23 protein-coding genes are annotated in these 23,753 nt (G+C 69.9%); 13 read left to right on the top strand and 10 right to left on the bottom strand.

Going from position 1 to position 23,753, the window contains the following annotated elements:
* The first annotated feature begins 18 nt into the window (after nucleotides 1-18).
* Together RTK35_RS24665 and RTK35_RS24660 are read left to right on the top strand one after the other, a co-directional pair.
* Nucleotides 19-930 (top strand): SDR family oxidoreductase, encoded by a 912-nt coding sequence (locus RTK35_RS24665; protein WP_107330440.1) that lies wholly within the window; start codon nucleotides 19-21, stop codon nucleotides 928-930.
* A gap of 123 nt (nucleotides 931-1,053) precedes the next feature.
* Nucleotides 1,054-1,824, top strand: coding sequence for a crotonase/enoyl-CoA hydratase family protein (locus tag RTK35_RS24660; protein WP_316909235.1), 771 nt, complete (start codon nucleotides 1,054-1,056; stop codon nucleotides 1,822-1,824).
* Here RTK35_RS24660 and RTK35_RS24655 read toward each other — a convergent pair.
* From RTK35_RS24655 to RTK35_RS24635, 5 genes are all read right to left on the bottom strand, one after another.
* Nucleotides 1,806-2,717 carry an alpha/beta hydrolase gene (locus tag RTK35_RS24655; RefSeq protein ID WP_316909234.1) on the bottom strand — a complete coding sequence of 304 codons (912 nt, stop codon included), beginning with the start codon at nucleotides 2,715-2,717 and terminating at the stop codon, nucleotides 1,806-1,808. The two genes, RTK35_RS24660 and RTK35_RS24655, sit on opposite strands and share 19 nt — an antisense overlap.
* Before the next feature lie 85 nt (nucleotides 2,718-2,802).
* On the bottom strand, nucleotides 2,803-3,588 hold the full coding sequence (locus RTK35_RS24650) for a helix-turn-helix transcriptional regulator (protein WP_316909233.1): 786 nt from the start codon (nucleotides 3,586-3,588) through the stop codon (nucleotides 2,803-2,805).
* A 76-nt stretch (nucleotides 3,589-3,664) separates the two neighbouring features.
* A complete protein-coding gene (locus RTK35_RS24645; protein WP_044411379.1) occupies nucleotides 3,665-4,009 on the bottom strand; it encodes a cupin domain-containing protein in 345 nt (114 codons plus the stop codon).
* A 47-nt stretch (nucleotides 4,010-4,056) separates the two neighbouring features.
* On the bottom strand, nucleotides 4,057-5,460 hold the full coding sequence (locus RTK35_RS24640) for an FAD-binding oxidoreductase (protein WP_316909232.1): 1,404 nt from the start codon (nucleotides 5,458-5,460) through the stop codon (nucleotides 4,057-4,059).
* A gap of 98 nt (nucleotides 5,461-5,558) precedes the next feature.
* Nucleotides 5,559-6,296: an AraC family transcriptional regulator gene (locus RTK35_RS24635; protein ID WP_044411493.1), complete on the bottom strand. Its 738-nt coding sequence runs from the start codon at nucleotides 6,294-6,296 to the stop codon at nucleotides 5,559-5,561.
* 238 nt (nucleotides 6,297-6,534) lie between these two features.
* Here RTK35_RS24635 and RTK35_RS24630 point away from each other — a divergent pair, with 238 nt between their 5' ends.
* The 3 genes from RTK35_RS24630 (at nucleotide 6,535) to RTK35_RS24620 (ending at nucleotide 12,496) form a co-directional block, all read left to right on the top strand.
* On the top strand, nucleotides 6,535-8,328 hold the full coding sequence (locus RTK35_RS24630) for a DUF1302 domain-containing protein (RefSeq protein WP_316909231.1): 1,794 nt from the start codon (nucleotides 6,535-6,537) through the stop codon (nucleotides 8,326-8,328).
* Between the two features lie 15 nt (nucleotides 8,329-8,343).
* Nucleotides 8,344-9,711: a DUF1329 domain-containing protein gene (locus RTK35_RS24625; protein ID WP_074970741.1), complete on the top strand. Its 1,368-nt coding sequence runs from the start codon at nucleotides 8,344-8,346 to the stop codon at nucleotides 9,709-9,711.
* A gap of 241 nt (nucleotides 9,712-9,952) precedes the next feature.
* Complete coding sequence (locus RTK35_RS24620; protein ID WP_316909230.1) at nucleotides 9,953-12,496, top strand: LuxR C-terminal-related transcriptional regulator; 2,544 nt, start codon at nucleotides 9,953-9,955, stop codon at nucleotides 12,494-12,496.
* Here the strand turns inward: RTK35_RS24620 and RTK35_RS24615 are convergent, their stop codons facing one another.
* Nucleotides 12,497-13,300, bottom strand: coding sequence for a SirB1 family protein (locus RTK35_RS24615; RefSeq protein WP_279816151.1), 804 nt, complete (start codon nucleotides 13,298-13,300; stop codon nucleotides 12,497-12,499).
* 122 nt (nucleotides 13,301-13,422) lie between these two features.
* Between RTK35_RS24615 and RTK35_RS24610 the strand changes: the two genes are divergently transcribed.
* From RTK35_RS24610 to RTK35_RS24595, 4 genes are all read left to right on the top strand, one after another.
* On the top strand, nucleotides 13,423-14,442 hold the full coding sequence (locus RTK35_RS24610; protein ID WP_222900214.1) for a Leu/Phe/Val dehydrogenase: 1,020 nt from the start codon (nucleotides 13,423-13,425) through the stop codon (nucleotides 14,440-14,442).
* A gap of 95 nt (nucleotides 14,443-14,537) precedes the next feature.
* Nucleotides 14,538-15,629, top strand: a complete 1,092-nt coding sequence (gene pdhA, locus RTK35_RS24605; protein WP_316909229.1) for a pyruvate dehydrogenase (acetyl-transferring) E1 component subunit alpha — start codon at nucleotides 14,538-14,540, stop codon at nucleotides 15,627-15,629.
* Complete coding sequence (locus RTK35_RS24600; RefSeq protein WP_316909228.1) at nucleotides 15,622-16,611, top strand: alpha-ketoacid dehydrogenase subunit beta; 990 nt, start codon at nucleotides 15,622-15,624, stop codon at nucleotides 16,609-16,611. The genes pdhA and RTK35_RS24600 overlap by 8 nt, the downstream gene beginning before the upstream one ends.
* A 10-nt stretch (nucleotides 16,612-16,621) precedes the next feature.
* Nucleotides 16,622-17,728 (top strand): dihydrolipoamide acetyltransferase family protein, encoded by a 1,107-nt coding sequence (locus RTK35_RS24595; protein ID WP_316909227.1) that lies wholly within the window; start codon nucleotides 16,622-16,624, stop codon nucleotides 17,726-17,728.
* A 125-nt stretch (nucleotides 17,729-17,853) separates the two neighbouring features.
* On the opposite strand, the gene RTK35_RS24590 is transcribed toward RTK35_RS24595, so the two are convergent.
* Entirely contained in the window at nucleotides 17,854-18,306 is a 453-nt protein-coding gene (locus RTK35_RS24590) for a Bro-N domain-containing protein (RefSeq protein WP_316909226.1), read from the bottom strand.
* Nucleotides 18,307-18,887: 581 nt separating this feature from the next.
* On the opposite strand from RTK35_RS24590, the gene RTK35_RS24585 reads away from it, so the two are divergent.
* A complete protein-coding gene (locus RTK35_RS24585; RefSeq protein WP_316909331.1) occupies nucleotides 18,888-19,568 on the top strand; it encodes an AraC family transcriptional regulator in 681 nt (226 codons plus the stop codon).
* A 46-nt stretch (nucleotides 19,569-19,614) separates the two neighbouring features.
* Here RTK35_RS24585 and RTK35_RS24580 read toward each other — a convergent pair whose 3' ends face one another.
* Entirely contained in the window at nucleotides 19,615-20,499 is an 885-nt protein-coding gene (locus tag RTK35_RS24580) for a sterol desaturase family protein (protein ID WP_236215470.1), read from the bottom strand.
* 155 nt (nucleotides 20,500-20,654) lie between these two features.
* Entirely contained in the window at nucleotides 20,655-20,915 is a 261-nt protein-coding gene (locus tag RTK35_RS24575) for a YebG family protein (RefSeq protein ID WP_069559413.1), read from the bottom strand.
* 257 nt (nucleotides 20,916-21,172) lie between these two features.
* Between RTK35_RS24575 and RTK35_RS24570 the strand changes: the two genes are divergently transcribed.
* Nucleotides 21,173-21,664, top strand: coding sequence for a phosphate-starvation-inducible protein PsiE (locus RTK35_RS24570; protein WP_074970753.1), 492 nt, complete (start codon nucleotides 21,173-21,175; stop codon nucleotides 21,662-21,664).
* A 6-nt stretch (nucleotides 21,665-21,670) separates the two neighbouring features.
* Here the strand turns inward: RTK35_RS24570 and RTK35_RS24565 are convergent, their stop codons facing one another.
* The gene (locus RTK35_RS24565; RefSeq protein WP_142014750.1) at nucleotides 21,671-21,994 is read right to left on the bottom strand and encodes a DUF3509 domain-containing protein; all 324 of its coding nucleotides are present in this window, start codon (nucleotides 21,992-21,994) and stop codon (nucleotides 21,671-21,673) included.
* 226 nt (nucleotides 21,995-22,220) lie between these two features.
* On the opposite strand from RTK35_RS24565, the gene RTK35_RS24560 reads away from it, so the two are divergent.
* Together RTK35_RS24560 and RTK35_RS24555 are read left to right on the top strand one after the other, a co-directional pair.
* A complete protein-coding gene (locus tag RTK35_RS24560) occupies nucleotides 22,221-22,715 on the top strand; it encodes a sigma-70 family RNA polymerase sigma factor (RefSeq protein ID WP_044404423.1) in 495 nt (164 codons plus the stop codon).
* On the top strand, nucleotides 22,712-23,665 hold the full coding sequence (locus RTK35_RS24555) for a FecR domain-containing protein (RefSeq protein WP_182850938.1): 954 nt from the start codon (nucleotides 22,712-22,714) through the stop codon (nucleotides 23,663-23,665). Before RTK35_RS24560 ends, RTK35_RS24555 begins: the two co-directional genes overlap by 4 nt.
* The last annotated feature ends 88 nt before the right edge of the window (nucleotides 23,666-23,753 follow it).

Raw genomic sequence — 23,753 nt, 5'->3', positions numbered from 1 at the left:
TGCCCTGGAGTCCATTGCATGAGCGAATCGATCCGTTTCGAAGACAAAGTGGTCATAGTCACCGGCGCCGGTGGCGGTCTTGGCCGCGCCCATGCCCTGCTGTTCGCCAAGCACGGCGCCAAGGTGGTGGTGAACGACCTGGGCGGCAGCACCCATGGCGAGGGCGCCAATGCCTCCGCCGCCGACCGCGTGGTGGCCGAGATCCGCGAAGCGGGCGGCACCGCCGTGGCCAACCATGACTCCGTCACCGACGGCGACAAGATCGTGCAGACCGCGCTGGACCACTTCGGCCGTATCGACGTGGTGGTCAACAACGCCGGCATCCTGCGCGACAAGACCTTCCACAAGATGGAAGACGCCGACTGGGAGCTGGTCTACAAGGTCCACGTCGAAGGCGCCTACAAGGTCACCCGCGCTGCCTGGCCGCACCTGCGCGAGCAGGGCTATGGCCGGGTGATCTTCACCTCGTCCACCTCCGGCATCTACGGCAACTTCGGCCAGTCCAACTACGGCATGGCCAAGCTCGGCCTCTACGGGCTGACCCGCACCCTGGCCATCGAAGGCCGCAAGAACAACATCCTGGTCAACGCCATCGCCCCCACCGGCGGCACCCGCATGACCGAAGGCCTGATCCCGCCCCAGGTGTTCGAGCAGCTCAAGCCCGAGCTGGTCAGCCCCCTGGTGGTGTTCCTCGGCAGCGAGCAGTGCCAGGAAACCTCCGGCCTGTTCGAAGTGGGCGGCGGCTGGATCGGTAAGGTGCGCTGGGAGCGCAGCCTGGGCGCCGGCTTCGACCCGCGCCAAGGCTTCAGCGTCGAAGACGTGGCCGCCAGCTGGCAGCAGATCTGCGACTTCGAAGGCGCTGCCCACCCGGCGGACAACGTCGAAGCCCTGAAGGAAATGATGGCCAACCTGCAGAAATACACGGGTTGATCCCGCCAGACTCCTAGGGGATTCCGCCAGCAGGCTGAACAGCTCCCCAGGAACGCACTAGGGTGAAGGCCGGCAATCTTGCCGGCCTTTTTCATGCCTGCGTTTACCCCCAAGGAGTCCCCGATGAGCATCCGCGTCGAAAAGCACGGCCCCATCACCACCCTGACCATCGACCGCCCTCAGGTGCGCAACGCCGTCGACCGCCCCACCGCCGAAGCCCTGGCTGCGGCGCTGCGGGCTTTCGAGGCGGACGATGACGCGCGGGTGGCGGTGCTCACCGGCAGCGGCGGCACCTTCTGCGCCGGTGCCGACCTGGCGGCGGTGGCCGAGGACGGCGAGCGGCGCAACCGCCTGGAGGCGGACGGCGACGGGCCCATGGGGCCGAGCCGCATGCAGCTGGCCAAGTCGCTGATCGCCGCCATCGAAGGCCATGCCGTGGCCGGTGGCCTGGAGCTGGCGCTGCTGGCAGACCTGCGGGTGATGGCCGAGGACGCCGTGCTCGGTGTGTTCTGCCGGCGCTTCGGCGTGCCATTGATCGACGGCGGCACCGTGCGCCTGCCGCGCATCGTCGGCCAGGGCCGGGCGCTGGACCTGATCCTCACCGGGCGTCCGGTGCAGGCCGACGAGGCGCTCGCCATCGGCCTGGTGAACCGCGTGGTGCCGGCCGGGGCGGCGCTGCAAGCAGCGCAAGCCCTGGCGCGGGAGATCGCCGCCTTTCCGCAGCGCTGCCTGCTCGCCGACCGCGCCAGTGCCTACGCCCAATGGGAGTTGCCGTTCGAGGTCGCCATCGCCCACGAATTCGAGGGCGGCCTGGCGGTTATCCACAGCGGCGAAACCCGCCTGGGCGCCCAGGCCTTCAGCGCCGGGAAAGGCCGTCACGGCCGCTTCGACTGATCCATCAGGTGCTGGCGGAACCACGCCAGCGCCTCCGCCATCGCCTGGGGCGCATGCCGGGTGTAGGGCTCGAAATGCCCGTCCGGCAGCAGCACCAGCCGCTTCGGCTCCCGGGCCTGCTGGTAGGCGGCCAGGGCCAGGTCGGTGGGGGTCACCGTGTCGTGTTCGGCCACCAGCAGCATCAGTGGCGTGGGGCTGACGCGTTCGATGTAGCTGCCCGGTTCGTACTCGCTGGCCCGCTCGCTGGAGCGCAGGGTCACGCGGTTCTGCCAGTCCGGCGCCAGGGTGGCGCTGGCGCCGTAGAAGGCGCTGGCATCGGCACCGGGGTAGAGGCCGGGCGCGTCGCCTTCGCTGATCACCCGGCGGTAGCTGGGCGGCTGCCCCTGGTAGCGGGCCACGCGGTCGGCCTGGAAGGCCTCCCGCGCAGCATGCAGGCCCGCCCCCGCGCGCCGCAGGAAGCTCTGGTGGCCGCTGATGGTGGGCACCTGGGCGACCACGCAGCGCACCCGCCGGTCCAGCGCGCCGAGCACGATGGCGTGGCCGCCGCTGTAGCTGGAGCCCCAGACCCCCAGGCGACTGGCGTCCACTTCCGGGCGCAGGCTGGCCCAGGTGAGCACCTCGCGCAGGTCGTCCACCTGCTGCCACGGGTCGATGTCCTCGCGCGGTTCCCCACCACTGGCGCCGAAGCCCCGGTGGTCGCAGAGCACCACCGCAAAGCCGGCCTCGGCGAAGTGACGGGCGAAGGCATCCAGGTGCAACGCCTTGAGCGCGGCGAAGCCGGGGCTCATCAGCAGCAATGGGAAGGGGGCCGGGGCATCCGGCAGGTAGTACCAGGCGCCCAGTTCGATTCCGTTGACCGGGATGCGCAGGCTGTGGCGGTGGACAGTGGGCATGGCAGGGCTCCTCGTGGCAGAGGCTCCCAGGGTAGGGCGCGCGGTGGCGGTTGGCCGTCGGTCATCGGCCAGTTACCGGCGCTGATCAGCCAGCCTCGTTGCGCCAGGCCTTCGGCGGCTTGCCCATCAGCCGGCGAAACGCACTGGTGAAGGCCCCGCTGGATTCGTAGCCCAGGTCCGCCGCGATGCGCGTCACCGCCTCGCCCCGCTCCAGCCGGGGCAGGGCGGCCTGGATGCGGGCCCGCTGGCGCCAGAGCAGGAAGCTGGTGCCCAGCTCGGCCCGGAACAGCCGCGCCAGGGTGCGCGTCGAGGCCCCCACCTGGGTGCCCCAGTCCGCCAGGCTGCGGGGATCGCCCGGCTGCTCCAGCAGGCCCAGGCAGAGCTTCTGCAGGCGTGGGTCGCGGGGCATCGGCAGGCGCAGGGGCACGGCGTGGGCCTGGCGCACCTCGTCCAGCAGCAGGTGCATCAGGTGCGCGGCGCGGCTGTCGGGGGGCGTCCGGCCGTCCACCGGCAGGGCGCGTGGCAGCAGCTCGCGCAGCAGGGGGCTGACCATCAGGCTGTAGGGCGCATCGGGCAGTTCGGCCGGGGCCTGGGCCGGGTGCAGGTACACCGTGCGCAGTGCCACCGGCCCTCGGGCCCGCAGCCGGTGGGGCAGGCGCGCGGGCATCCACAGCGCCTGCTGCGGCGAGATCAGCCAGCAGCCCTGGCCACAGCTCAGTTCCATCACGCCGGTGGTGGCGTAGATCAGCTGTGCGCCTTCATGCCAGTGCTCGGGTGTGCAATGGCCGTCGGGGTAGTCGCGGGTCACCGGGCGCAGGCGGGCGTCCGGGGCATCGAACACGGGCAGGTGGCGGGGGGAGGGCGCGGGCATGCGGCGTACCAGGGAGGGGACCGCCGGCACTCTGCCCGAGGTGCCGGTCGGTTTCCAGGGCCCGAAGGCCCCGGGATCAGCGGCTGATGATGACGTAGGTCTTGCGCAGGGTTTCCTTCACGTCCCACACGCCCAGGCTGTTGGCGGGCAGCAGCAGGGCGTCGCCGGCCTTGATCTCGATGGGCTCGCCGCCGTCCGGGGTGAAGGTGCAGCTGCCGTGGGTGAAGTGGCAGAACTCCTGCTCGAGGATCTGCCGGCGGAACTTGCCGGGGCTGCATTCCCATACGCCGGTTTCCACGCCGTCGGTGCGCTCGACGGAATGCACGCGGGTATGGGGCACCGGCTCACCGACGGGTACCGGCACCGGGCTGGGTTCGGACAGGGGCAGGGTGTGGGTGTTCTGCAGCAGGGTGGCTTTCATGCAAGGGCTTCCAATCAGGGGGGAGGGGGCTGCGCGGCGGGGCCGCGTCAGCGCATGAGGCTTTCCATGAAGGCGGCCAGGCGCGCGGCCAGGGCTCGCCGCCAGGGGGCGCTGTGGGGGTTGGCCAGCACCCGGTCTTCGTGGACGAAGCTGCGGATGATGGCGTTGTAGCCGAGCCAGCGGCAGGGCTCCGGCTCCCAGGCGGCGAGGCGGTCCAGCGGGCCGTCGCCGAGTACCCAGGGCTGGCGGGTGAGCAGCGTCTCGCGGCCGAGGATGAGGTCGGCCAGGGTGCGCCCGCCCAGGTTGGTGGCGCCGACGCCTTCGCCGCCGTAGCCGCCGGAGAGGGCGATGCCGTTGGCACGGTCCACCAGCATGTGCGGCTGGAAGCGCCGGGCCATGCCGAGGTTGCCGCCCCAGCTGTGGGTCAGGCGCACGTTGCGCAGCATGGGGAACAGCTCGCCGAACAGGTAGCGGCGCAGGCCCACTTCCTCTTCGTCGAGGTTGAAGTCCTCCCGCAGGCGACCGCCGAAGCGGTAGCCGCCCCGGGCGCCGAAGGCCAGGCGGTTGTCGGCAGTGCGCTGGCCGTAGGTGACCTGGCGGCTGAACTCGCTGAACGCCTGGCCCTGGGCCAGGCCGATCTCGGCCCAGGTGGACTCCGGCAGCGGCTCGGTGGCCACCAGCAGGCTCTGCACCGGCAACTGGTAGCGTCCCAGGGGCGGCAGCGCGGCGGCGTAGCCTTCCACGGCAGGCACCACCCAGCGCGCCTTCACCTCGCCCTGCAGGGTGGTGACCCGGCCCGGGGCCCAGTCGGTGACCCGGCTCTGTTCGAACACCTGCACGCCGAGGCGCTCCACGGCGCTGGCCAGGCCGCGCACCAGGCGGGCCGGCTGGATGGTGGCGCAGTGCGGGCTGTAGAGACCGCCCAGGGCGCCGGCCACGCGGATGTGCCCGGCCAGTTCGTGGGGCGCGAGCCAGCGGTAGTCGTCGTTCAGGCCTTCGGCGTGGAGGTCGTCGAGGTAGTGGCGCAGGCGGGTTTCCTGCTCCGGGTAGCGGGCCGCGCAGTAGAGCACGCCGCCCTTGCGGTAGTCGCAGTCGATGCCCTCGCGGGTGAGCACCTCGGCCACCTCGTCGGGGATGCCGTGGAGCAGGTCCCAGCTGGCGCGGCGCTCTTCACGGGGCAGGCGGGCCAGGGCGCGGTCCTCGCCCAGCAGGTTGCCCATCAGCCAGCCGCCGTTGCGCCCGCTGGCGCCGAAGCCGGCGATTTCCGATTCCAGCACCACCACCTTCAGTTCGGGCGCCTGGCGCTTGAGGTAGTAGGCGGTCCACAGGCCGGTGTAGCCGGCGCCGATGATGGCGACGTCGGCCTCCAGGCTGCCGCCCAGGGCCGGGCGGGGCGTGAGGGGCTCGTCGAGCTGGTCCATCCACAGGCTGATCGATTTCCAGGCCGGCATGGGCATTCCTCGGGTCTAAAGGGATCGTGGGCGGCAAGCCTAGTGGCTGCCGGTCGCCTTGTCGTGCGCGCGGGCACGCCGACAAGGCAGCGGGGCGCTCAGCCCTCGGCCTGCAGGCGCTTGAGGTAGGCCTTGGGCGACAGGCCGGTGTGCTGGCGGAAGCAGCGGTAGAAGGCCGAGAGGGAGTTGAAGCCGGCGGCGAAGGCCTGCTCGTCGATGCGTGCCACCGAGCGCTGCGCCTCCAGCTGGGCCAGCAGGTGACGCAGGCGCGCCTGGTTCACGTACTGGTAGAAGCTCTGGCCGAGCATCTGGTTGAGCAGGTAGGAAATCTGGTTGCGGGTGTAGCCGGTGGCGGTGGCCACCTGGTGCAGGTCCAGGGCCGGGTCGAGGTAGGGCTGGCTGCGCTGGAAGTAGTCCTCCAGGTCCCGCGCCAGCAGGCTCAGCTGGCGGGCGGAGAGGCCCAGGCGGCTGGCGGCCGGGCGGCTGGAGCGCTCGGGCTCGCCGCTGGCGCGGGCATCGGCCACCAGCAGGGCGTACTCGTTGATGCGCCAGATCAGCCCGTCACGAACGGTAATGGCCTCGCTGGTACGAAAGGTACCGCTGCGGCCGACCCGCAGGCTGTACTGGATGAAGGCGGTGTCGCCGTCCACGCGGATGCGGTCGCTGTGCACCAGGAAGTCGTCCGGGGCGCTGGGCATGGTGGCGCGCACGTAGTCGCCCAGCTCCGCCAGGCGCATGCAGCGGTTCTGGAAGAAGTCGTTGTATTCCACCTCGGGGTGGTAGAGGGCGAGCACGGCGTCGATGTCGCGCGCCTTCCAGCTCAGGTGGTAGCGCATCACCACCTCGCGGGTGGCCAGGGTCTGGGCGTCGGTGTCGTTCATGGCGGTGGCCGGTGGGGCAAAGCGGGGAGGATGCCAAAGCCCCGCGCGGCCTCACAAGGCCCTCTGAGACGCCTGTGGTGGCGGTGGATTCACTCTTTCGAGCGACAGGGATGAATCCCTCCTTGGTGCGCTTATCGCCTGCGCGGGTGACTGGTTAGGGTGGTGCCCTCCTTACACCCACCAGGAAAGCCGCATGACAAAAACAACAACGCGCGCAGTTTTCCGGCCGCACGCGCTGGCCGTCGCCATCACCCTGGGTTGCGCCACCCAGGCCCAGGCCGTGAACTTCAACATCGGCGAGATCGAGGGGCAGTTCGACTCCTCGCTCTCCGTCGGCGCCAGCTGGTCCATGCGCAACGGCGACCCGGACCTGATCAGCACCGTGAACGGCGGCAAGGGCCAGTCGTCCACCGGTGACGACGGCCGCCTCAACTTCAAGAAGGGCGAGACCTTCTCGAAGATCTTCAAGGGCATCCACGACCTGGAGCTGAAGTACCGCGACACCGGCATCTTCCTGCGGGGCAAGTACTGGTACGACTTCGAGCTGAAGGACGAGGACCGCCGCTTCAAGCCCATCAGCGACCACAACCGCAAGGAAGGCTCCAAGTCCGCCGGCGCGCAACTGCTGGATGCGTTCGTCTACCACAACTACAGCATCGCCGACCTGCCGGGGAACGTCCGCCTCGGCAAGCAGGTGGTGAGCTGGGGCGAGAGCACCTTCATCGGCAACAGCATCAACTCCATCAACCCGGTGGACGTCTCCGCCTTCCGCCGTCCCGGCGCCGAGATCAAGGAAGGCCTGATCCCGGTGAACATGTTCTACCTGTCCCAGACCCTCACCGACCAGCTCAGCGTGGAAGGCTTCTACCAGCTGGAATGGGACCAGACCGTGCTGGACAACTGCGGCACCTTCTTCGGTGGCGACGTGGCCGCCGATGGCTGCGTGACCGGCTACACCGTGGGCTCCCCGGCCATCGCGCCGCTGCAGCCCATCGCGACGGGCTTCGGCCAGGGCTTCCAGGTGGCCCGCGAAGGCGTGATCCTGCCCCGTGGCGGCGACCGCGACGCCCGCGACTCCGGCCAGTTCGGCGTGGCCCTGCGCTGGCTGGGCGACGAGACCGAGTACGGCGCGTACTTCATGAACTACCACAGCCGCACGCCGCTGGTGGGCACCCAGACCGCCAGCGCGGCGACCCTCGCCGCACTGCCCGGGATCATCAGCACGGCCAACGGCATCGTTGCCGGTTCGGGCGCTGGGCTGGCGCAAAGCACCCTGCTGGGCAACGGTCGCTACTACCTGGAATACCCCGAGGACATCCGGCTCTACGGCCTGAGCTTCTCCACCACCTTGCCCACCGGCACCGCCTGGAGCGGCGAGATCAGCTACCGTCCGAACGCGCCCATCCAGCTCAACACCAACGACGTGACCCTGGCCCTGGTCAACCCGCTGGCCGGTGGCACCGCCTCGCCCATCGCCACCTCGGCGGGTGCCGACAACACCGGCTACAAGCGCAAGGAAATCACCCAGGTGCAGACCACCCTGACCCACTTCTTCGACCAGGTCCTGGGCGCCGAGCGCCTGACCCTGGTGGGCGAGGTCGGCCTGGCCCGCGTCGGCGGCCTGGAGAACCCCCGCGAGCTGCGCTACGGGCGTGACTCGGTGTACGGCACCTACGGCTTCGGCGGCGACACCCACGGCTTCGTCACCCGCACCTCCTGGGGCTACCGCACCCGCGCCGTGCTGGACTACGCCAACGTCATCGCCGGCATCAACCTCAAGCCCAACGTGGCCTGGTCCCACGACGTCGACGGCTACGGCCCTAACGGCCTCTTCAACGAAGGCGCCAAGGCCCTGAGCATCGGCCTCGACGCCGACTACCAGAACACCTACACCGCGAGCATCAGTTACACCGATTTCTTCGGCGGCAAGTACAACACCCTGGTGGACCGCGACTTCCTCGCCGTCAGCTTCGGCATGAACTTCTGAGTGGACGAAACGACTATGCGCAAGACCCTCCTGCAAAGCACCGCCCTGGCCCTCAGCCTGCTGGCCAGCCAGGTGATGGCCGCGGTTTCCGCCGATGAAGCCGCCCAGCTCGGCACCACCCTCACCCCCCTGGGCGCGGAGAAGGCCGGCAATGCCGACGGCAGCATCCCCGCCTGGACCGGTGGCATCGGCAAGGATGCCGGCGCCGTGGACGCCAAGGGCTTCCTCGCCGACCCCTTCGCCAACGAGAAGCCGCTGTTCACCATCACCGCGCAGAACGTGGACCAGTACAAGGACAAGCTCTCCGACGGCCAGGTGGCGATGCTCAAGCGCTACCCCGAGACCTACCGCATCCCGGTGTACCCCACTCACCGCACCGTGAACGTGCCCCAGGCCGTGCAGGACGCCGCGAAGAAAAGTGCGCTGTACGTCCAGCCCATCAACGACGGCAACGGCCTCGCCCACTTCGCCGAAAGCCGCTACTACGCCTTCCCCATCCCCAAGAGCGGCGTGGAAGTGATCTGGAACCACGTCACCCGCTACCGGGGCGGCAACCTGCGCCGGGTCATCACCCAGGCCACGCCCCAGGTGAACGGCTCCTACACCCCCATCCGCTTCGAGGAAGAAGTGGCCGTGCCCCAGGAAATGCCCGACCTGCCGGCCGCCAAGGGCGAGAACGTGCTGACCTTCTTCAAGCAGCAGGTCACCGCCCCCTCGCGCCTGGCCGGCAACGTGCTGCTGGTGCACGAAACCCTCGACCAGGTGAAGGAGCCGCGCCTGGCGTGGATCTACAACGCCGGCCAGCGCCGTGTGCGCCGTGCGCCCCAGGTCGCCTACGACGGCCCCGGCACCGCCGCCGACGGCCTGCGCACCTCGGACAACTTCGACATGTTCTCCGGCGCACCGGACCGCTACGACTGGAAGCTGGTGGGCAAGAAGGAGATGTACATCCCCTACAACAGCTACAAGCTGGACTCGCCCTCGCTCAAGTACGACGACATCATCAAGGCCGGCCACATCAACCAGGACCTGACCCGCTACGAACTGCACCGCGTGTGGGAAGTGGTGGCCACGGTGAAACCGGGTGAGCGGCACATCTACGCCAAGCGCCACATGTACATCGACGAGGACAGCTGGCAGGTGGCCCTGGTGGACCACTACGACGGCCGTGGCCAGCTGTGGCGCGTCGCCGAGGGCCACGCCCAGTTCTACTACCACCACCAGGTGCCGGCCTACACCCTGGAAGCGCTGTACGACATCATCGCCGGCCGCTACCTGGCCCTGGGCATGAAGAACGAGGAGAAGCACAGCTTCGAGTTCGGCTTCGTCGGCAAGGCCGCCGACTACACCCCGGCCGCCCTGCGCAACGCCGGCGTTCGCTAACCGCTCCACCCGCGCACAAGGAGGTGTGCGGTCCCTTGCTTGTCAGTGACGCTTGATAGCGGCCTTCGGGCCGCTTTTTTGTGGCCGTGCTTCCGCTTCGATGCATCGGGGGCCTGCGGCCGCCGTCTCCCCCAGCCCTTATAGGCCCGAATCAGAGGCCTGAATGATCCTTCAACAACGCCTCCCCCCGCGCCTAGGGTGGCGCCACGAGCAGCCCTGAACAGAACAAGAGGCAGCCGGCATGTCCTCACTGAACCTCATCGCGCCACCGGTGTGCCTGCCCAGGCTGCCGGCCCTGCATGTCGCCCGTCCCCGGCTGGTGGAGCCCCTGCTGGCCAGCGCCGCGCGCCTGCGCCTGCTCTGCGCGCCCGCCGGCTGTGGCAAGAGCGTGCTGCTGCTGGAGTGCGCCCAGCGCCGGCCCCCGGGCTATGCCCTGCACTGGCTGCCCCTGGGTGGCAGCGAGGGCGAGGCCGGGTTGCGCGCCATCCTGGCCGCCGCGCTGGGGCTGGAGGCGGACGACGAATCCAGCCTGCTGCGCGCCCTGGCCGTCTGGCGCAGCCCCACCTGGCTGATGCTCGACGACTACGCCCGCCAGCCCGACCCCGCCCTCGACGCCTGCCTCGACCGACTCATCGCTGCCAGTGGCGGCGCCATCACCTGGTGGCTGAGCACCCGCCGCCGCCCCGCTTGCAACCTCCCGCGCCTGCTGATCGACGGCGACCTGCTGGAGTTCGACGCCGCCACCCTGGCCTTCCAGCCCGACGAACTGGTGCCGCTGCTGCGGGACTCCCGCCAGCCCTGGCCGGCCGACGCGCCGGCGCGCCTGCACGAGAGCACCGGCGGCTGGTGCGCCGGGGTGCGCATGGCCCTGCTGGAGCCGGTGGAGTGGGGCTTTGCCGATCCGCTGCAGCGCCAGGCCCTGTCCACCACCCTCATGGGTTACCTGGAGCACGAGCTGTTCGCCGGCCTGGGCCAGGAACTCAGCGAAGCCTGGCACGCCCTGGTGCACCTGCCGCGCTTCAATGCCGACCTTTGCGAACACCTGTTCGGCCCGGGGGAGGGCGCCGGCCTGCTACGTGAGCTGGAGGCTCTCGGCGGCTTCGTCGAAAGCGTGCCCGAGGCGCCCGGCTGGTTCCGCCTGTTCCCGCCCCTGGCCCGGCAGGTGCGCACCCGTGATGGCAGCGGTGGACGCGGCTGGCACCTGCGCGCCTGCCAGTGGTTCGCCGCGCGCCAGGACTGGCCGGCCGCCATCGAACACGCGCTGGAGGCCAGCCAGCCCGAAGTGGCCGTCAGCCTGCTGCAGCACTACGGCGTGCGTGAGCTGTTCATCGGGCGCAACGCCGCCTTGCTGCTGCGCCTGCACGCCGACGTCGGCGAAGACCTGCTGCGGGTTTCGCCACATTCCCTGCGGCTGCTGGCCGGTGCCCTGCTGTTCGCCGGGCGCCTGGACGAAGCCGTGCGCTGCATCGCCGAGCAGGGCCGCTTCCTGCCCCAGCCGGACGCCCGCCAGCAGCGGCGCCTGGTGGCCTACTGGCAGGCGCAACACGGCCTGCTGGCCCACCTCCAGGGCGACGGCCCCAACGCCCGGCTGCACCTGGGGGAAGCCCTGGCCGGCCTTGACGAAGATGCGTGGGACCAGCGGCTGATCTGCTATTCCGCACTCACCCAGCAGGCCCTGCTGGCCGGCGAGCTGGACCAGGCCCAGTCCCTGAACCGCGAAGCCCTGGTGCTGGCGCGCAGCCAGGGCTGCCTGTTGCTGGAGGCCTTCCTCGAACTCGACCACGCCCAACTGCTGGAACACCGGGGCGCGCTGCTGCGGGCCGATGCCGTGCTGGAGCGGGCGCAGACCTTCCTCATGGGCCAGGCGCTGGACGCCAGCCCGCTGCTGGGCCGTATCGCCCTGCGCCGGGGCCGCCTGGCCCTGCGCCAGGGCCTGGAGGACGCGGCCCGCCAGCACTACCAGTCCGGCCTACGCGAGGCCCGCGCCTGCGAGGACTACCGGGCCCTCTACGGCTACCTCGGCCTGGCGGTGCTGGACGCCAACCAGCGCGCCTTCGACCAGGCCTTCGACCGCCTGCGCGAAGCCGAGCGCCTCATGCAGCTGCGGCACATCCCCGAGCGGGTCTACCGCGCCGTGCTGCTGCAGGTGAGCAGCAGCCTGCTGCTCATGCAGGGCCGCGCCGGCCAGGCCCGCCACGCCCTGCTGCGGGTGCTGCGGCACTTCCGGGGCGAGCACGCCGTGCAGGCGCCGCCGGCGACCCTCGATCTTATCCCGCGCATCGAATGGCAACTGGCCCTGGCCGAGTTGTACGAGGGCGAAGTGTTCAACGCCCGGCAGCGGCTGCTCGGGCAGTTGCAGAAGGCCCGGGAGAAGGGGCTCCAGGCCCTGGAGGTGGAAATCCACCTGGCCCTGGCGGAAACCGAATACCTCAGCGGCGAGGCCGACACCGCCGCCGCCGTGCTGCGCAATGCCCTGGCCCTCGCCAGCCAGCTGAACCTGCAACAACCGGTGCGCGAGCTGCGCCTGCGCCAGCCGGAGATGCTGCGTGAACTGGGGGTGGAGGAGGGCGAAGCGCTGGAGGAGGAGAGCGGCCCGCTCAGCCCCCGCGAACTGGAAGTGCTGGGGCTGATCGCCCAGGGCAGTTCCAACCAGGAGATCGCCGAGCGCCTGTTCATCTCCCTGCACACGGTGAAGACCCACGCCCGGCGCATCAACGGCAAGCTCGGGGTCAAGCGGCGTACCCAGGCGGTGGCCCACGCCAAGGCGCTGGGCCTGATGCAGTGATCAGTGCAACCGTGGCGGAGCGCCCAGTTGCTCCAGGCGGCGGCTGAGCAGCAGCCGCTGGCTCGTGTCCTCGCACAGCAGCAGCGCCCGCTCCAGGTCGTAGCGTTCGGCCTGGGGGCACTCCAGCTGCTTGTAGATATCGGCTCGCGCCAGGTGATCGATCAGGTTGGCCGGGCCCAGCTCCAGCACCCGTTCCGCATCCTTCAGCGCCTCTTCCACCTGCTCGGCCTGCAAGTGCAGCTGGCGCAGGTTGCGTGACAGGCGCTGCAACTGCTCCAGTGCCGAACAGGGGCGCATGTGCTCGGCCAGCAACTCGGCCTTCGGCCCCAGGGTGCGCAGCAACAGCTCGCGGCAGTCCCGGGGGTAGAGGCGGCGGCCGGTGCAGGGGTCCAGCAGGTGGTCGGCGACGGGCACCCGCACCAGGAAGTGGCCGGGGAAGTTCACCCCCGCCAGGGGAATCTCCAGGCGTGCCGCCAGCGCCTGGGCCACCAGGGCCAGCGACAGCGGCTGGCCCCGGCGCCTCGCCAGCACCTGGTCCAGCAGCGCGGCACGCGGTTGCAGCGGCTGGTCGTCCTCCTCGCAGAAGCCCAGCTCCGCCATCCGCCGCAGCAGCGGTTGCGCCAGCTCCGCCGGTGGCGCTTCGGGCAGCCCGGCGGCCACCTCCCGCAGCAGGTGGTCGAACACCCGCAGGGTGTCGGCCGGCACCCGGCTCGGGTCATGCTCGGCGGCGATCCACAGGGCTGCCTCCAGCAGCGCCGGCGGGCTCTTTTGCACGCAGTCCAGGCAGTGTTGTCGCGGGGTCATCGGGGCTCTCCGTGTCGCCTCTGCGGTTTGTAGCCGGCTCGCCCGCCTTCGTCCAGTGGGCCGGCGGCCGGGTTCCGGTGGGCGGCCTATACTCCCTGGCAACGTCAGCAAGGGGGCCCGCCATGTTCAACCAGATGGAAGGCGCTCGGCTCGAAGCGCTCCACCTCGCCCAGGACCCGGTCACCGGCCTGCGCGCGATCATCGCCATCCACGACACCCGCCTGGGCCCGGCCCTCGGCGGCTGCCGCTACCTCGCCTACCCCGACGACGACAGCGCGTTGCGTGATGCCATCCGCCTGGCCCGGGGCATGAGCTACAAGGCCGCGCTGGCCGGCCTGCCCCATGGCGGCGGCAAGGCGGTGATCCTGCGGCCTGCCCACGTGCCCGACCGCGCCGCGCTGTTCGAAGCCTTCGGGCGCATGGTAGAAACCCTCGGCGGCCGCTACATCACCGCCGTGGACAGCGGCACCTCCAGCCTCGACATGGACTGCGTCGCCCTCCACACCCGCCACGTCACCAGCACCCAGGCCGCCGGCGACCCCTCGCCCTGCACCGCCCTGGGGGTGTTCGCCGGCATCCGCGCCAGCGCCCTGGCGCGCCTGGGCAGCGACGACCTGGAAGGCCTGCGCATCGCCGTGCAGGGGCTCGGCAACGTCGGCTACGCCCTTGCCGAACAGCTGGCCGCCGCCGGCGCCGAGTTGCTGGTCAGCGACCTCGACCCCGGCCGCGTGCAACTGGCGGTGGAGCAGCTGGGCGCCCACCCGGTGGCCAGCGACGCGCTGCTCACCACCCCCTGCGACATCCTCGCGCCCTGTGGCCTGGGCGGCGTGCTCAATGCCCAGAGCGCGCCCCAGCTGCGTTGCGCGGTGGTGGCCGGGGCGGCGAACAACCAGCTGGCCAGCCCCGACATCGCCGACCTGCTGGAAGCGCGCGGCATCCTCTACGCACCCGACTACGTGATCAATTCCGGAGGCCTGATCCACGTCGCCCTGCGCCACCGGGGCGACGACATGCCGGCCATCACCGCGCACCTGGCGCGGATCGGCCAGCGCCTGACCGACATCTATGCCCACGCCCAGGCCGACAAGCGCTCACCCGCGCGGGTCGCCGATGCGTTGGCCGAGCGCCTGCTCTACGGCTGAGCGGCGCCCACGCGGCCCGGCCGGGATCCAGGCCGGGCCAGGTTCGGCGCCATGAGCGCCGTCATCCCTGCGCACCCACAAGGTGAGGAGGCGACATGCACACACGGATCGACCTGCCCCATACCCGCTACCTGGACGCCGACGGGAACCCCGTTGGCGACCTGCCGCCCTGGGCGGATGACTTCAACCTGCTGGCCCGGCTCTATCGGCGCATGCTGCTCACCCGCCTGTTCGACCAGAAGGCCGTGGCCCTGCAACGCACCGGCCGCATCGGCACCTACGCGCCCACCCTCGGGCAGGAAGCCATCGGCGTCGGCATCGGCGCGCGCATGCAGCCCGAGGACGTACTGGTGCCCTACTACCGCGACACCGCCGTGCAACTGATGCGCGGCGTCGCCATGGAGGAAATCCTCCTCTACTGGGGCGGCGACGAGCGCGGCAGCGCCTACGCCGAGCCCGCCGCCGGGCAGGACTTCCCGCTCTGCGTACCCATCGCCACCCAGTCCCTGCATGCCTGCGGCGTCGCCACCGCCTTCAAGATCCGCGGCGAGCACCGCGTCGCCGTCACCACCTGCGGCGACGGTGCCACCAGCAAGGGCGACTTCCTCGAAGCGCTCAACGTCGCCGGCGCCTGGCAGTTGCCGGTGGTCTTCGTGGTCAACAACAACCAGTGGGCCATCTCCGTGCCCCGGCGCATCCAGTGCGGCGCGCCGACCCTGGCACAGAAGGCCGTGGGCGCCGGCTTCCACGGCGAACAGGTGGATGGCAACGACATCCTCGCCGTCTACGACCGGGTCGGTGCCGCCATCGAGCGCGCCCGCCAGGGCAAGGGACCGACCCTGGTGGAATGTCTCAGCTACCGCCTGGGCGACCACACCACCGCCGACGACGCCACCCGCTACCGCAGCGCCGAGGAGGTGCACCAGGCCTGGGAAGAGGAGCCCATCAAGCGCCTGCGTAGCTACCTCGCCGCCAGCGGCGTGTGGGACGAAGCCCGCGAGCAGGCGCTCATCACCGACTGCCAGCGCGAGGTGCAGGCCGCGGTGGAACGCTTCGAGCACGCCGGCCGCGAAGGCCCCGAAGCCGTGCTGGATCACGTCTACGCCCGCTGGCCGGCGGCCCTGGCCGAGCAGCGCGACCTGGTGCTGGAGCGCGCCGCGCGGCGCGAGGAGAACCGCCATGACTGACACCCCCAAGCGCAGCCTGCTGGAAGCGGTGAACCTGGCCCTGCACCGCGCCATGGGCGAAGACGAGAACGTGGTGGTGCTGGGCGAGGACGTCGGCGTCAACGGCGGCGTGTTCCGCGCCACCCTCGGCCTGCGCGATGCCTACGGCTTCAAGCGCGTCATCGACACGCCCCTGGCGGAAACCATGATCGCCGGGCTCAGCGTCGGCATGGCCGCCCAAGGCCTCAAGCCGGTGATGGAGATTCAGTTCCTCGGCTTCATATACGCCGCCATGGAGCACCTGGTGTCCCACGCCAGCCGCCTGCGCAACCGCACCCGTGGGCGCCTGTCCTGCCCGCTGGTGGTGCGCAGCCCCATGGGCGCCGGCATCCGCGCGCCGGAGCACCACAGCGAAAGTACCGAGGCACTGTTCGCCCACCTGCCCGGCGTGCGCGTGGTGATCCCCTCGTCGCCGGCCCGCGCCTACGGCCTGCTGCTGGCCGCCATCGACGACCCGGACCCGGTGATCTACCTCGAACCCACCCGGCTCTACCGGATGAACCCGCAACCCCTGGTGGACGACGGCCGGCGCCTGCCGCTGGACCGCTGCTTCACCCTGCGCGAGGGCAGCGACCTGACCCTGGTGACCTGGGGCGCCAGCGTGCTGGAAACCCTGGAGGCCGCCCGGCAGTTGGAGGCGCGCGGCATCAGTGCCGAAGTGATCGACGTCGCCTGCGTCAAACCGCTGGACCTGGAGACCCTCGAAGCCTCGGTGCGCAAGACCGGCCGCTGCGTCATCGTCCACGAGGCGCCGCGCAGCTGCGGGGTCGGCGCCGAGATCGCCGCCAGCCTCTACGAGCGTGTCCTCACCGACCTGCAGGCGCCCATCCAGCGGGTCACCGCGCCGGATATCCCACCGCCGCTCTACCGACAGGAATCCCTCTACATCCCCGGTCCCGATGACATCCTCGCCGCCTGCGAGCACGTCCTCGACCCCGCCTGAGGAGACGACCATGAACTACTTCAAGCTGCCCGACCTTGGCGAAGGCCTGCAGGATGCCGAAATCGTCGAATGGCACATCAAGCCCGGCGACCGCGTGCACGCCGACCAGCTGGTGGTCTCGGTGGAGACCGCCAAGGCCCTGGTGGACATCCCCGCCCCGCGCGACGGCATAGTGGCCAAGCTGTTCGGCCAGGAGGGCGACATCCTCCACGTCGGCGAACCGCTGCTGGCCTACGAAGGCGAGGACCAGGACGCCGGCACCGTGGTCGGTCGCCTCGACGGCGGAGGCGAAAGCCATGCCGACCAGTTCTTCATCGGCGCCGCGCCCTCCACCCAGGAACACCTCGCCCCCCGCGCCACCCCCGCCGTGCGCCAGCTGGCCCGGCAACTGGGGGTGGAGCTGGCCGGCCTCGCCGGCAGCGGCGCCGACGGGCTGATCACCCGCGCCGACGTGGAGGCCGCCGCCCAGCAGGCCCGCGACCGCTTCGGCGGCGAACGGCTGCGCGGCGTGCGCCGCAGCATGGCGATCAACATGGCGCGCTCCCACGCCGAGGTGGTGCCGGTGACGCTCTACGGCGACGCCGACCTGCACCGCTGGGCCCAGGCCCGCGACCCGCTGATCCGCATCGCCCAGGCCATCGCCGAAGCCTGCCGCGCCGAGCCCATCCTCAACAGCTGGTTCGACGGCCGCATGCTCGCCATCCGCCAGCACGAGCAGTTGGACCTCGGCATCGCCGTGGACACCCCCGACGGGCTCTTCGTCCCCGTGCTGCGCAAGGTCGGCGAGCGCAGCGCCGAGGACCTGCGCGACGGCATCGCGCGGTTGCGGGGCGACGTCAAGGCGCGCTCCATCCCCCCGCAGGAAATGATGGGCGCCACCCTCACCCTGTCCAACTTCGGCACCCTGTTCGGGCGCTACGCCAACCCGGTGGTGGTGCCGCCCCAGGTGGCCATCATCGGCGCCGGTGGCATCCGCGACGAAGTGGTGGCCTGGGAGGGCCAGCCGGCGGTGCACCCGGTGCTGCCGCTGTCGCTCACCTTCGACCACCGGGCCGTCACCGGCGGTGAAGCGGCGCGCTTCTTCAAGGCCCTGGTGCAGGCGCTGGAACGGCCCTGAGCGACCTCTGCGGGCTCCGTGATACGGGGCCTGCAGAGGTTTTCCACAGGGCGATGCAAGTCGCGATCAGGTTCGTCGCACGGACTTTCGCGGTTGAAACCGCTCCCACAAAAAGCGACCTGCCGCTAACCCAGATGCACCAGGCTCGGCATGTCCTCCAGCGGCACCCAGAGCTCGCCCTGCCAGTTCAGCATCACCACCCGCGTGCCCTGCCACCTCAGCAGCACCCGGCGTGGCGCGTTGCCGTCCGCCGCGTGGGCATCGCGCAACGTAGGGATCACCTCGCGATTCAGCCAGCGCTCCAGGTGGGTGTTCTCCGGATGGCCGAAGCGCACCAGCGCCTTGTACAGGCCGGCTTCGCTGATCACATCCACCGGCTCCTCAAGGCTGCTGGAACAGGCAAGGACCACGCACCGCGCATGGTCGCTGCCCACGCGGCGGTGCAAGGTCTGCGGATGCTGCATGCCCAGGAGACGGGCGAAATCCACCGCAACGAACCAGGGCTGGTTATCCAGCATCAGCGCACGCAGCGGGCGGTTATGGCGGAGGAAGGTCAGGGCGGGGTAGGTGTCGTGCATGGTGTGGCTCCATTGTCGAATTTATGAGCCATCTTTTCGGGTCGCTAAGCCCGTTCGCGGGATTCACCGCGACCGCCGGAGGATAGGGAGGGGATATTGAGCGAACAATCGGCCCGCCTCGGGCATTGTCCTTTCCCTCTGTGGGAAAACGCCTCAAGTCGGCCCGCATCGCCGAGCCGCCGCTACACACCATCCCGTAGGGTGGGCTTCAGCCCACGCGGTACCTGTGCTGGTGGGCTGAAGCGGAACCCACCCTACGACGGAGCACCATTGCTGCCGGTTGCACCGGTGTAGGGGCGAATTCATTCGCCCGCTTCTGGATAGGGGCCGCTGCGCTGCCCTTGGCGACTGAAGTCGCCCCTACAGGGCACGACGGAGCACCATTGCTGCCGGTTGCACCGTTGTAGGGGCGAATTCATTCGCCCGCTTCTGGGGAGGGGCTGCTGCGCCGCCCTTGGCGACTGAAGTCGCCCCTACAGGGCCCCGTGATCGACGGCATCAACCCGTCATCGCCGCCGACCCTTGCCCTCGGCGCCCCGCCCCCTGAAGCTGTCCACCCCGCAATCGACAACATGTCCCCGATGATCGAGTCCCCCTGGCAAGGCGCCCTCTGGCTGGCCCGCGACTTCTGCCTGATCGACGGTGCCAACGGCGACACCCGACCTCACGCCCATTACGCCCACCAGGTCCTGCTGGCACGCGGAGCTCCCTTGCACCTGCTGGTGGAAGGCGAGCCCGTGAGCGGCCAGGCGGTGCTGGTGGAGTCCATGCGCGAGCACGCGTTGGCCCAGCCTGGCCAGGTGCTGCTGGCCGTCTACGCCGAACCCCTGGCCTTCGCTCCCCAGGTATTGCACGCATTGGTAGCCGACGCCGGTACGGACCTGCAGGCCCTGGCCGAACGCCTGCTGGCCGCGCCGCGCCCGACGCTGGATGCTCGCCTGCAACGGGCCCTGGACGAGGTGGACGAACTGCTGGCCGACAAGGTCAGCGCCCAGGCCCTGGCCAGCCACGCCTGCCTGTCCCTGAGCCAACTGGAGCGGCTGTTTGGCGAGCAGGTTGGCCTGTCGGTCCGCCGCCTGGTGCTCTGGCGCCGCCTGCGTCTCGCCGTGCGCCTGGGCCTGGAAGGCCAATCCCTCACCCAGGCCGCCCACGGCGCCGGTTTCGCAGACGCCGCGCACTTCTCCCGCACCATGCGCGCTACCTTCGGCATCCGCGCAGACCGCAACCTCGGCAACCTGCAACTGCACCTACTGGGCGACTGAAGTCGCCCCTACAGCCCCTACAGGCTCCTACGTGGAGTTCGGCTGTCTACGAACGCATCAATTCCTGCGGCACCTCCGGTGCGGGGTGTTCGCCTGTGCTTTCGCGGAAGGGTTCGGCCAGTTGCGCGAGGTAGGCGTCGGGGTAGTCGGGGCGGCTGCCGATGCCCAGGTCGTCGCCGCGCATGGGGTAGTCGCTGTGGAAGGCGGTGCCGAGCAGCCTGTCCCAGACGCTGAGGAACAGGGCGAAGTTCACGTCGCCGGCGCGGCCGTACTTCATGTGGTGGAAGCGGTGCACCGGTGCCCAGGCGAACAGGTGGCGCAGGGCGCCGATGCGCATGTCGACGTTGCTGTGCTGGAGCAGCAGCTGGAGGGTGATGGCCAGGGCGAGGAGGGCGGCGACCCGCTCCGGCATGCCCAGCAGCAACAGCGGCAGGGTGCCGGCCAGGGCTTCGCAGCCCAGGTGCAGCGGGTGCTTCATCAGGCCGTTGAAGCCGTACATGCGCTTCACGCTGTGGTGCACGGCGTGCAGGCGCCAGAGAGCGCCGACACGGTGGCTGGCGTAGTGCATGAGGGTGATGCCCAGGTCCGCGACGACGATGGCAACCAGCAGTTGCAACGCCAGCGGCCAGTGATGGGGCCAGAGCCCGGCCTCCGGCAGCAGCGCCGCGCTCAGGGGGATCACCAGGATGCCGAGGCAGTTGAGCCCTTCGTTGACCACGGCGTGCAAGGCATCGCGCAGGCGATCGCGGTGGCTGCGGTTCCAGTCCCGCTCGTAGGGCAGCCAGGCTTCCGCGATGAAGGAGACGGCGATGGCCGCCGGCACCAGGGCCAGCAGCCCGGTTAGCGGCAGGCGCTCGCTTATCCACAGAGCCAGGGCGAGGAAGCCGAAGAGAAAACCGGGGGCGTAGAGGCGGGCAAGCAGGAATCGCATGGCGGAAGCTCCTTGGTCGAGGGGCTTCCAGCGTGGCGGCCGGTGGTCACCGGGGCTTGAACAAACGGCGCAAGGTGCCGGCGCGGAATAAAAAAAGCCCGCCGGGGCAGCGGGCTCGGTGCAGGACGGGCATCGCCTGCAAGCGGGGGAATCGGTCACTGCGCCTCGGCAGACTCCAGTTCGGCCAGGGCGTCGGGTTGGTTCTTGAAGGCGCGGGCGAAGATGTCGCGGTTGCGGGCCATGTAGATGCCGAGGTCTTCGACCTGCTGCTCGCTGAGGGAGGGCACGGCCTTGTGCAGCACACCGGCCAGGGATTCGGCCAGCTCCAGCATCTTGTCGTAACGATCCGCTTCGGCCTTATCCATGAACAGGCGCTCCGGATCGCGGCTGCTGCGGTACACCACTTCGACGGCCATTCATCACCTCTCACCTTTGCAAGCGTCAATATGGAAATACTGTATGTGCGTACAGTATTTGGGGCGTTCTCTTTCGTCAACGATTTCTTTCATAGCCCAGCCTTCGGCTTCGTGCTTGCCGACCTGCGACAACCTGTCCCGTGGCGCAACGTCGCACCTTGGCATCTCATCCGCTGCCGTGGCCTCGCTCGTGCATGGACGAACCGTCATGCACAGGCGCCACGCTAGGCCAACCAGACGTACCGGGGAGTAATGACGTGAAGATCAAATGGGCGGAAGCCTTGCGCGAAAACATGCACGGCCTGGCCGAGTCGCTGGGCAACCTGCTGGTGGAGGCATTCCACTACCTGGCGCTGTTCGCCATCGGCGGGATCACCGCCTGGGCGGCGGTGGTGGCGTTCCTGGGGATGGTGGAGAAGGGGCACATCACGGTGGATGACATCCTGCTGCTGTTCATCTACCTGGAGCTGGGGGCGATGGTGGGGATCTACTTCAAGACCAACCACATGCCGGTGCGCTTCCTGATCTACGTGGCCATCACGGCACTGACGCGCCTGCTGATCTCCGACGTTTCGCACCACAACCGGCCGGACGAGAGCCTGGTGTACGTCTGCGGTGCGATCCTGCTGCTGGCGCTGTCGATCCTGGTGGTGCGCTATGCCTCGTCGCGCTTCCCGGCGGTGGCCAGCGAAACCACCCACCCGCGCCGGCAACTGCTGGATTCGCGGACCCTGGACGACGAGTCCTGATCGGCCTCAGTAACCCACGCCCAGGCTGCCGCCGGTGCTGCCCACCCGTGGGCGGGCCAGCGGTGGCAGGGGCTTGCCGCTGGTCATGGCGGTGAGCATTTCGCTGACGTTGCCGCCTTTTTCAATGGCGATGCCGAAGCGGATGCTCTCGATCACCCGCTGCAGGCGCTTCGGGTCGTTGCGCTGGGCGGGGCTGATCATCCGCCGCGCCACCACGCCGCTGTCGTCGGCGAGGGTGAGCATGATGTTGCCGTCGAGCCGTTCCAGGCTGAGGTTGACCCGGTAATCGGCCTGGAAGGCATCGGTCAGGATCTGGAAGGGGTTGTACATGGTGAGCCACCTGGTTGATGCACTGGATCGATTGACTGGGGTGGCCTTTGCAAAGTTCGAACCGATTGGACGAACGGAAAGCCGGTTTCACGACGTCTGTCGCAAACGGCAAACCTCGGGTCGCGCGGCCCGGCGGCACTTGCGCTGGGGAAGGGCGGCGTGACAGCATTCGCAACTGCAATTATTTCGCATTTGCGTTGGACGCCCGCCGAGGTCAGCCGTGTCGCTGCAACCTACCTCCCCCATCACCGAGCTCTACCGCGGTCACCACAGCTGGCTGCTGGGCTGGCTGCGGCAACGCCTAGGCTGTCCGCACAACGCCGCCGACCTGGCCCAGGACACCTTCGTGCGGGTGCTGCAACAGCGCGAGTCCCGCGAGGTCCGTGAGCCGCGCGCCTTCCTCGCCACCATCGCCCGGGGCTTGCTGGTGGACCATTACCGCCGCGCCAGCCTGGAGCGCGCCTACCTGGAGGCGCTGGCCAGCCTGCCGGAGCACGAGGCGCCTTCGCCCGAGTCCCGCGAACTGATCCTGGAAACCCTGCTGGAGATCGACCGCCTGCTGGATGGCCTCAAGCCCCGCGTGCGCGAAGCCTTCCTGCTGTCCCAGCTCGATGGCCTGACCTACCCGCAGATCGCCGCGCGCCTGGGGCTGTCGGTGAGTTCCATCCAGCAGTACATGACCCAGGCCCTGACCCATTGCTACAAGGCGGTCTATTCATGAGCGCACTCGACCCCCAGGTGGTGGAGCAGGCCATCGCCTGGCGCGTGCGCCTGGCTTCCGGTACCTGCGCGGCCGAAGCCTTCACGGCCTGCCAGCAGTGGCGGAGCGCGCATCCCGAGCATGAACTGGCGTGGCAGCGGCTGGAGGCCCTGGGTGGGCGCTTCGCCGGCATCCCCGCAGCCCTTGGCCACGCAGCGCTGGAGGGCGCCCGGCATGACCCGCAGCGCCGTCGGGCGCTCAAGGCCCTGGCGATCCTGCTGGCCGCTGGTGGCGCCGGCGTGCTGGGCGTCCAGGGGCCGTCCGCCTTCCAGCCCTGGCTGGCCAACCTGCGCACCGGCACCGGTGAGCGCCGTTCCGTTGGCCTGCCGGACGGTGGTCGGCTGCACCTGAACGCCGGCAGCGCCGTGGACATCGACTACGACGCCGACCGTCGCCTGCTGCGCCTTTACCAGGGCGAGATCCTCGTCGAAACCGCCGCCGACCCCTCCCGCCGTCCGTTCCTGGTGGATACCGGGGCCGGCATGCTGCGGGCCCTGGGCACCCGGTTCCTGGTGCGCCAGCGGCCGGACCGCATCCAGCTCGCCGTGTACGCCGGCGCGGTCGAAGTCAGCCCCCGAGAAGGCAGTGCCCGGGTCCTGAAGGAGGGCTGGCAGAGCCAGTTCGACGCCCACGGCATGGCCGAGCCCCAGCGTGCCGAGGCGGACCGCGCCGGCTGGCTGGACGGCGTACTGGTGGCCAGGGACATGCGCCTGGACGAGTTCGTCGCCGAATTCGACCGCCAGCGCCACGGCGTGCTGCGCTGCGACCCGGCGGTGGCCGGGTTGCGCATCTCCGGGGTGTTTCCCCTGGACGACAGCGAGCGTGCCCTGGCCGCCGTGGCCCGCACCTTGCCGGTCCAGGTGGTGTACCGCACCCGCTGGTGGGTGACCCTGGCCCCTGCCAGCGCCTGAGTACCTAGCTGGCTGAAAATAATTCTCATGAAGTTCTGCAGGTTTTCCGAACTCGTTCGGCCTCCCTTCGCATCCCCATTCTTCATGG

It is taken from the genome of Pseudomonas sp. zfem003, assembly GCF_032621675.1.
Lineage (GTDB): Bacteria > Pseudomonadota > Gammaproteobacteria > Pseudomonadales > Pseudomonadaceae > Metapseudomonas > Metapseudomonas otitidis.
This window is presented reverse-complemented; position numbering and strand designations above follow the sequence as displayed.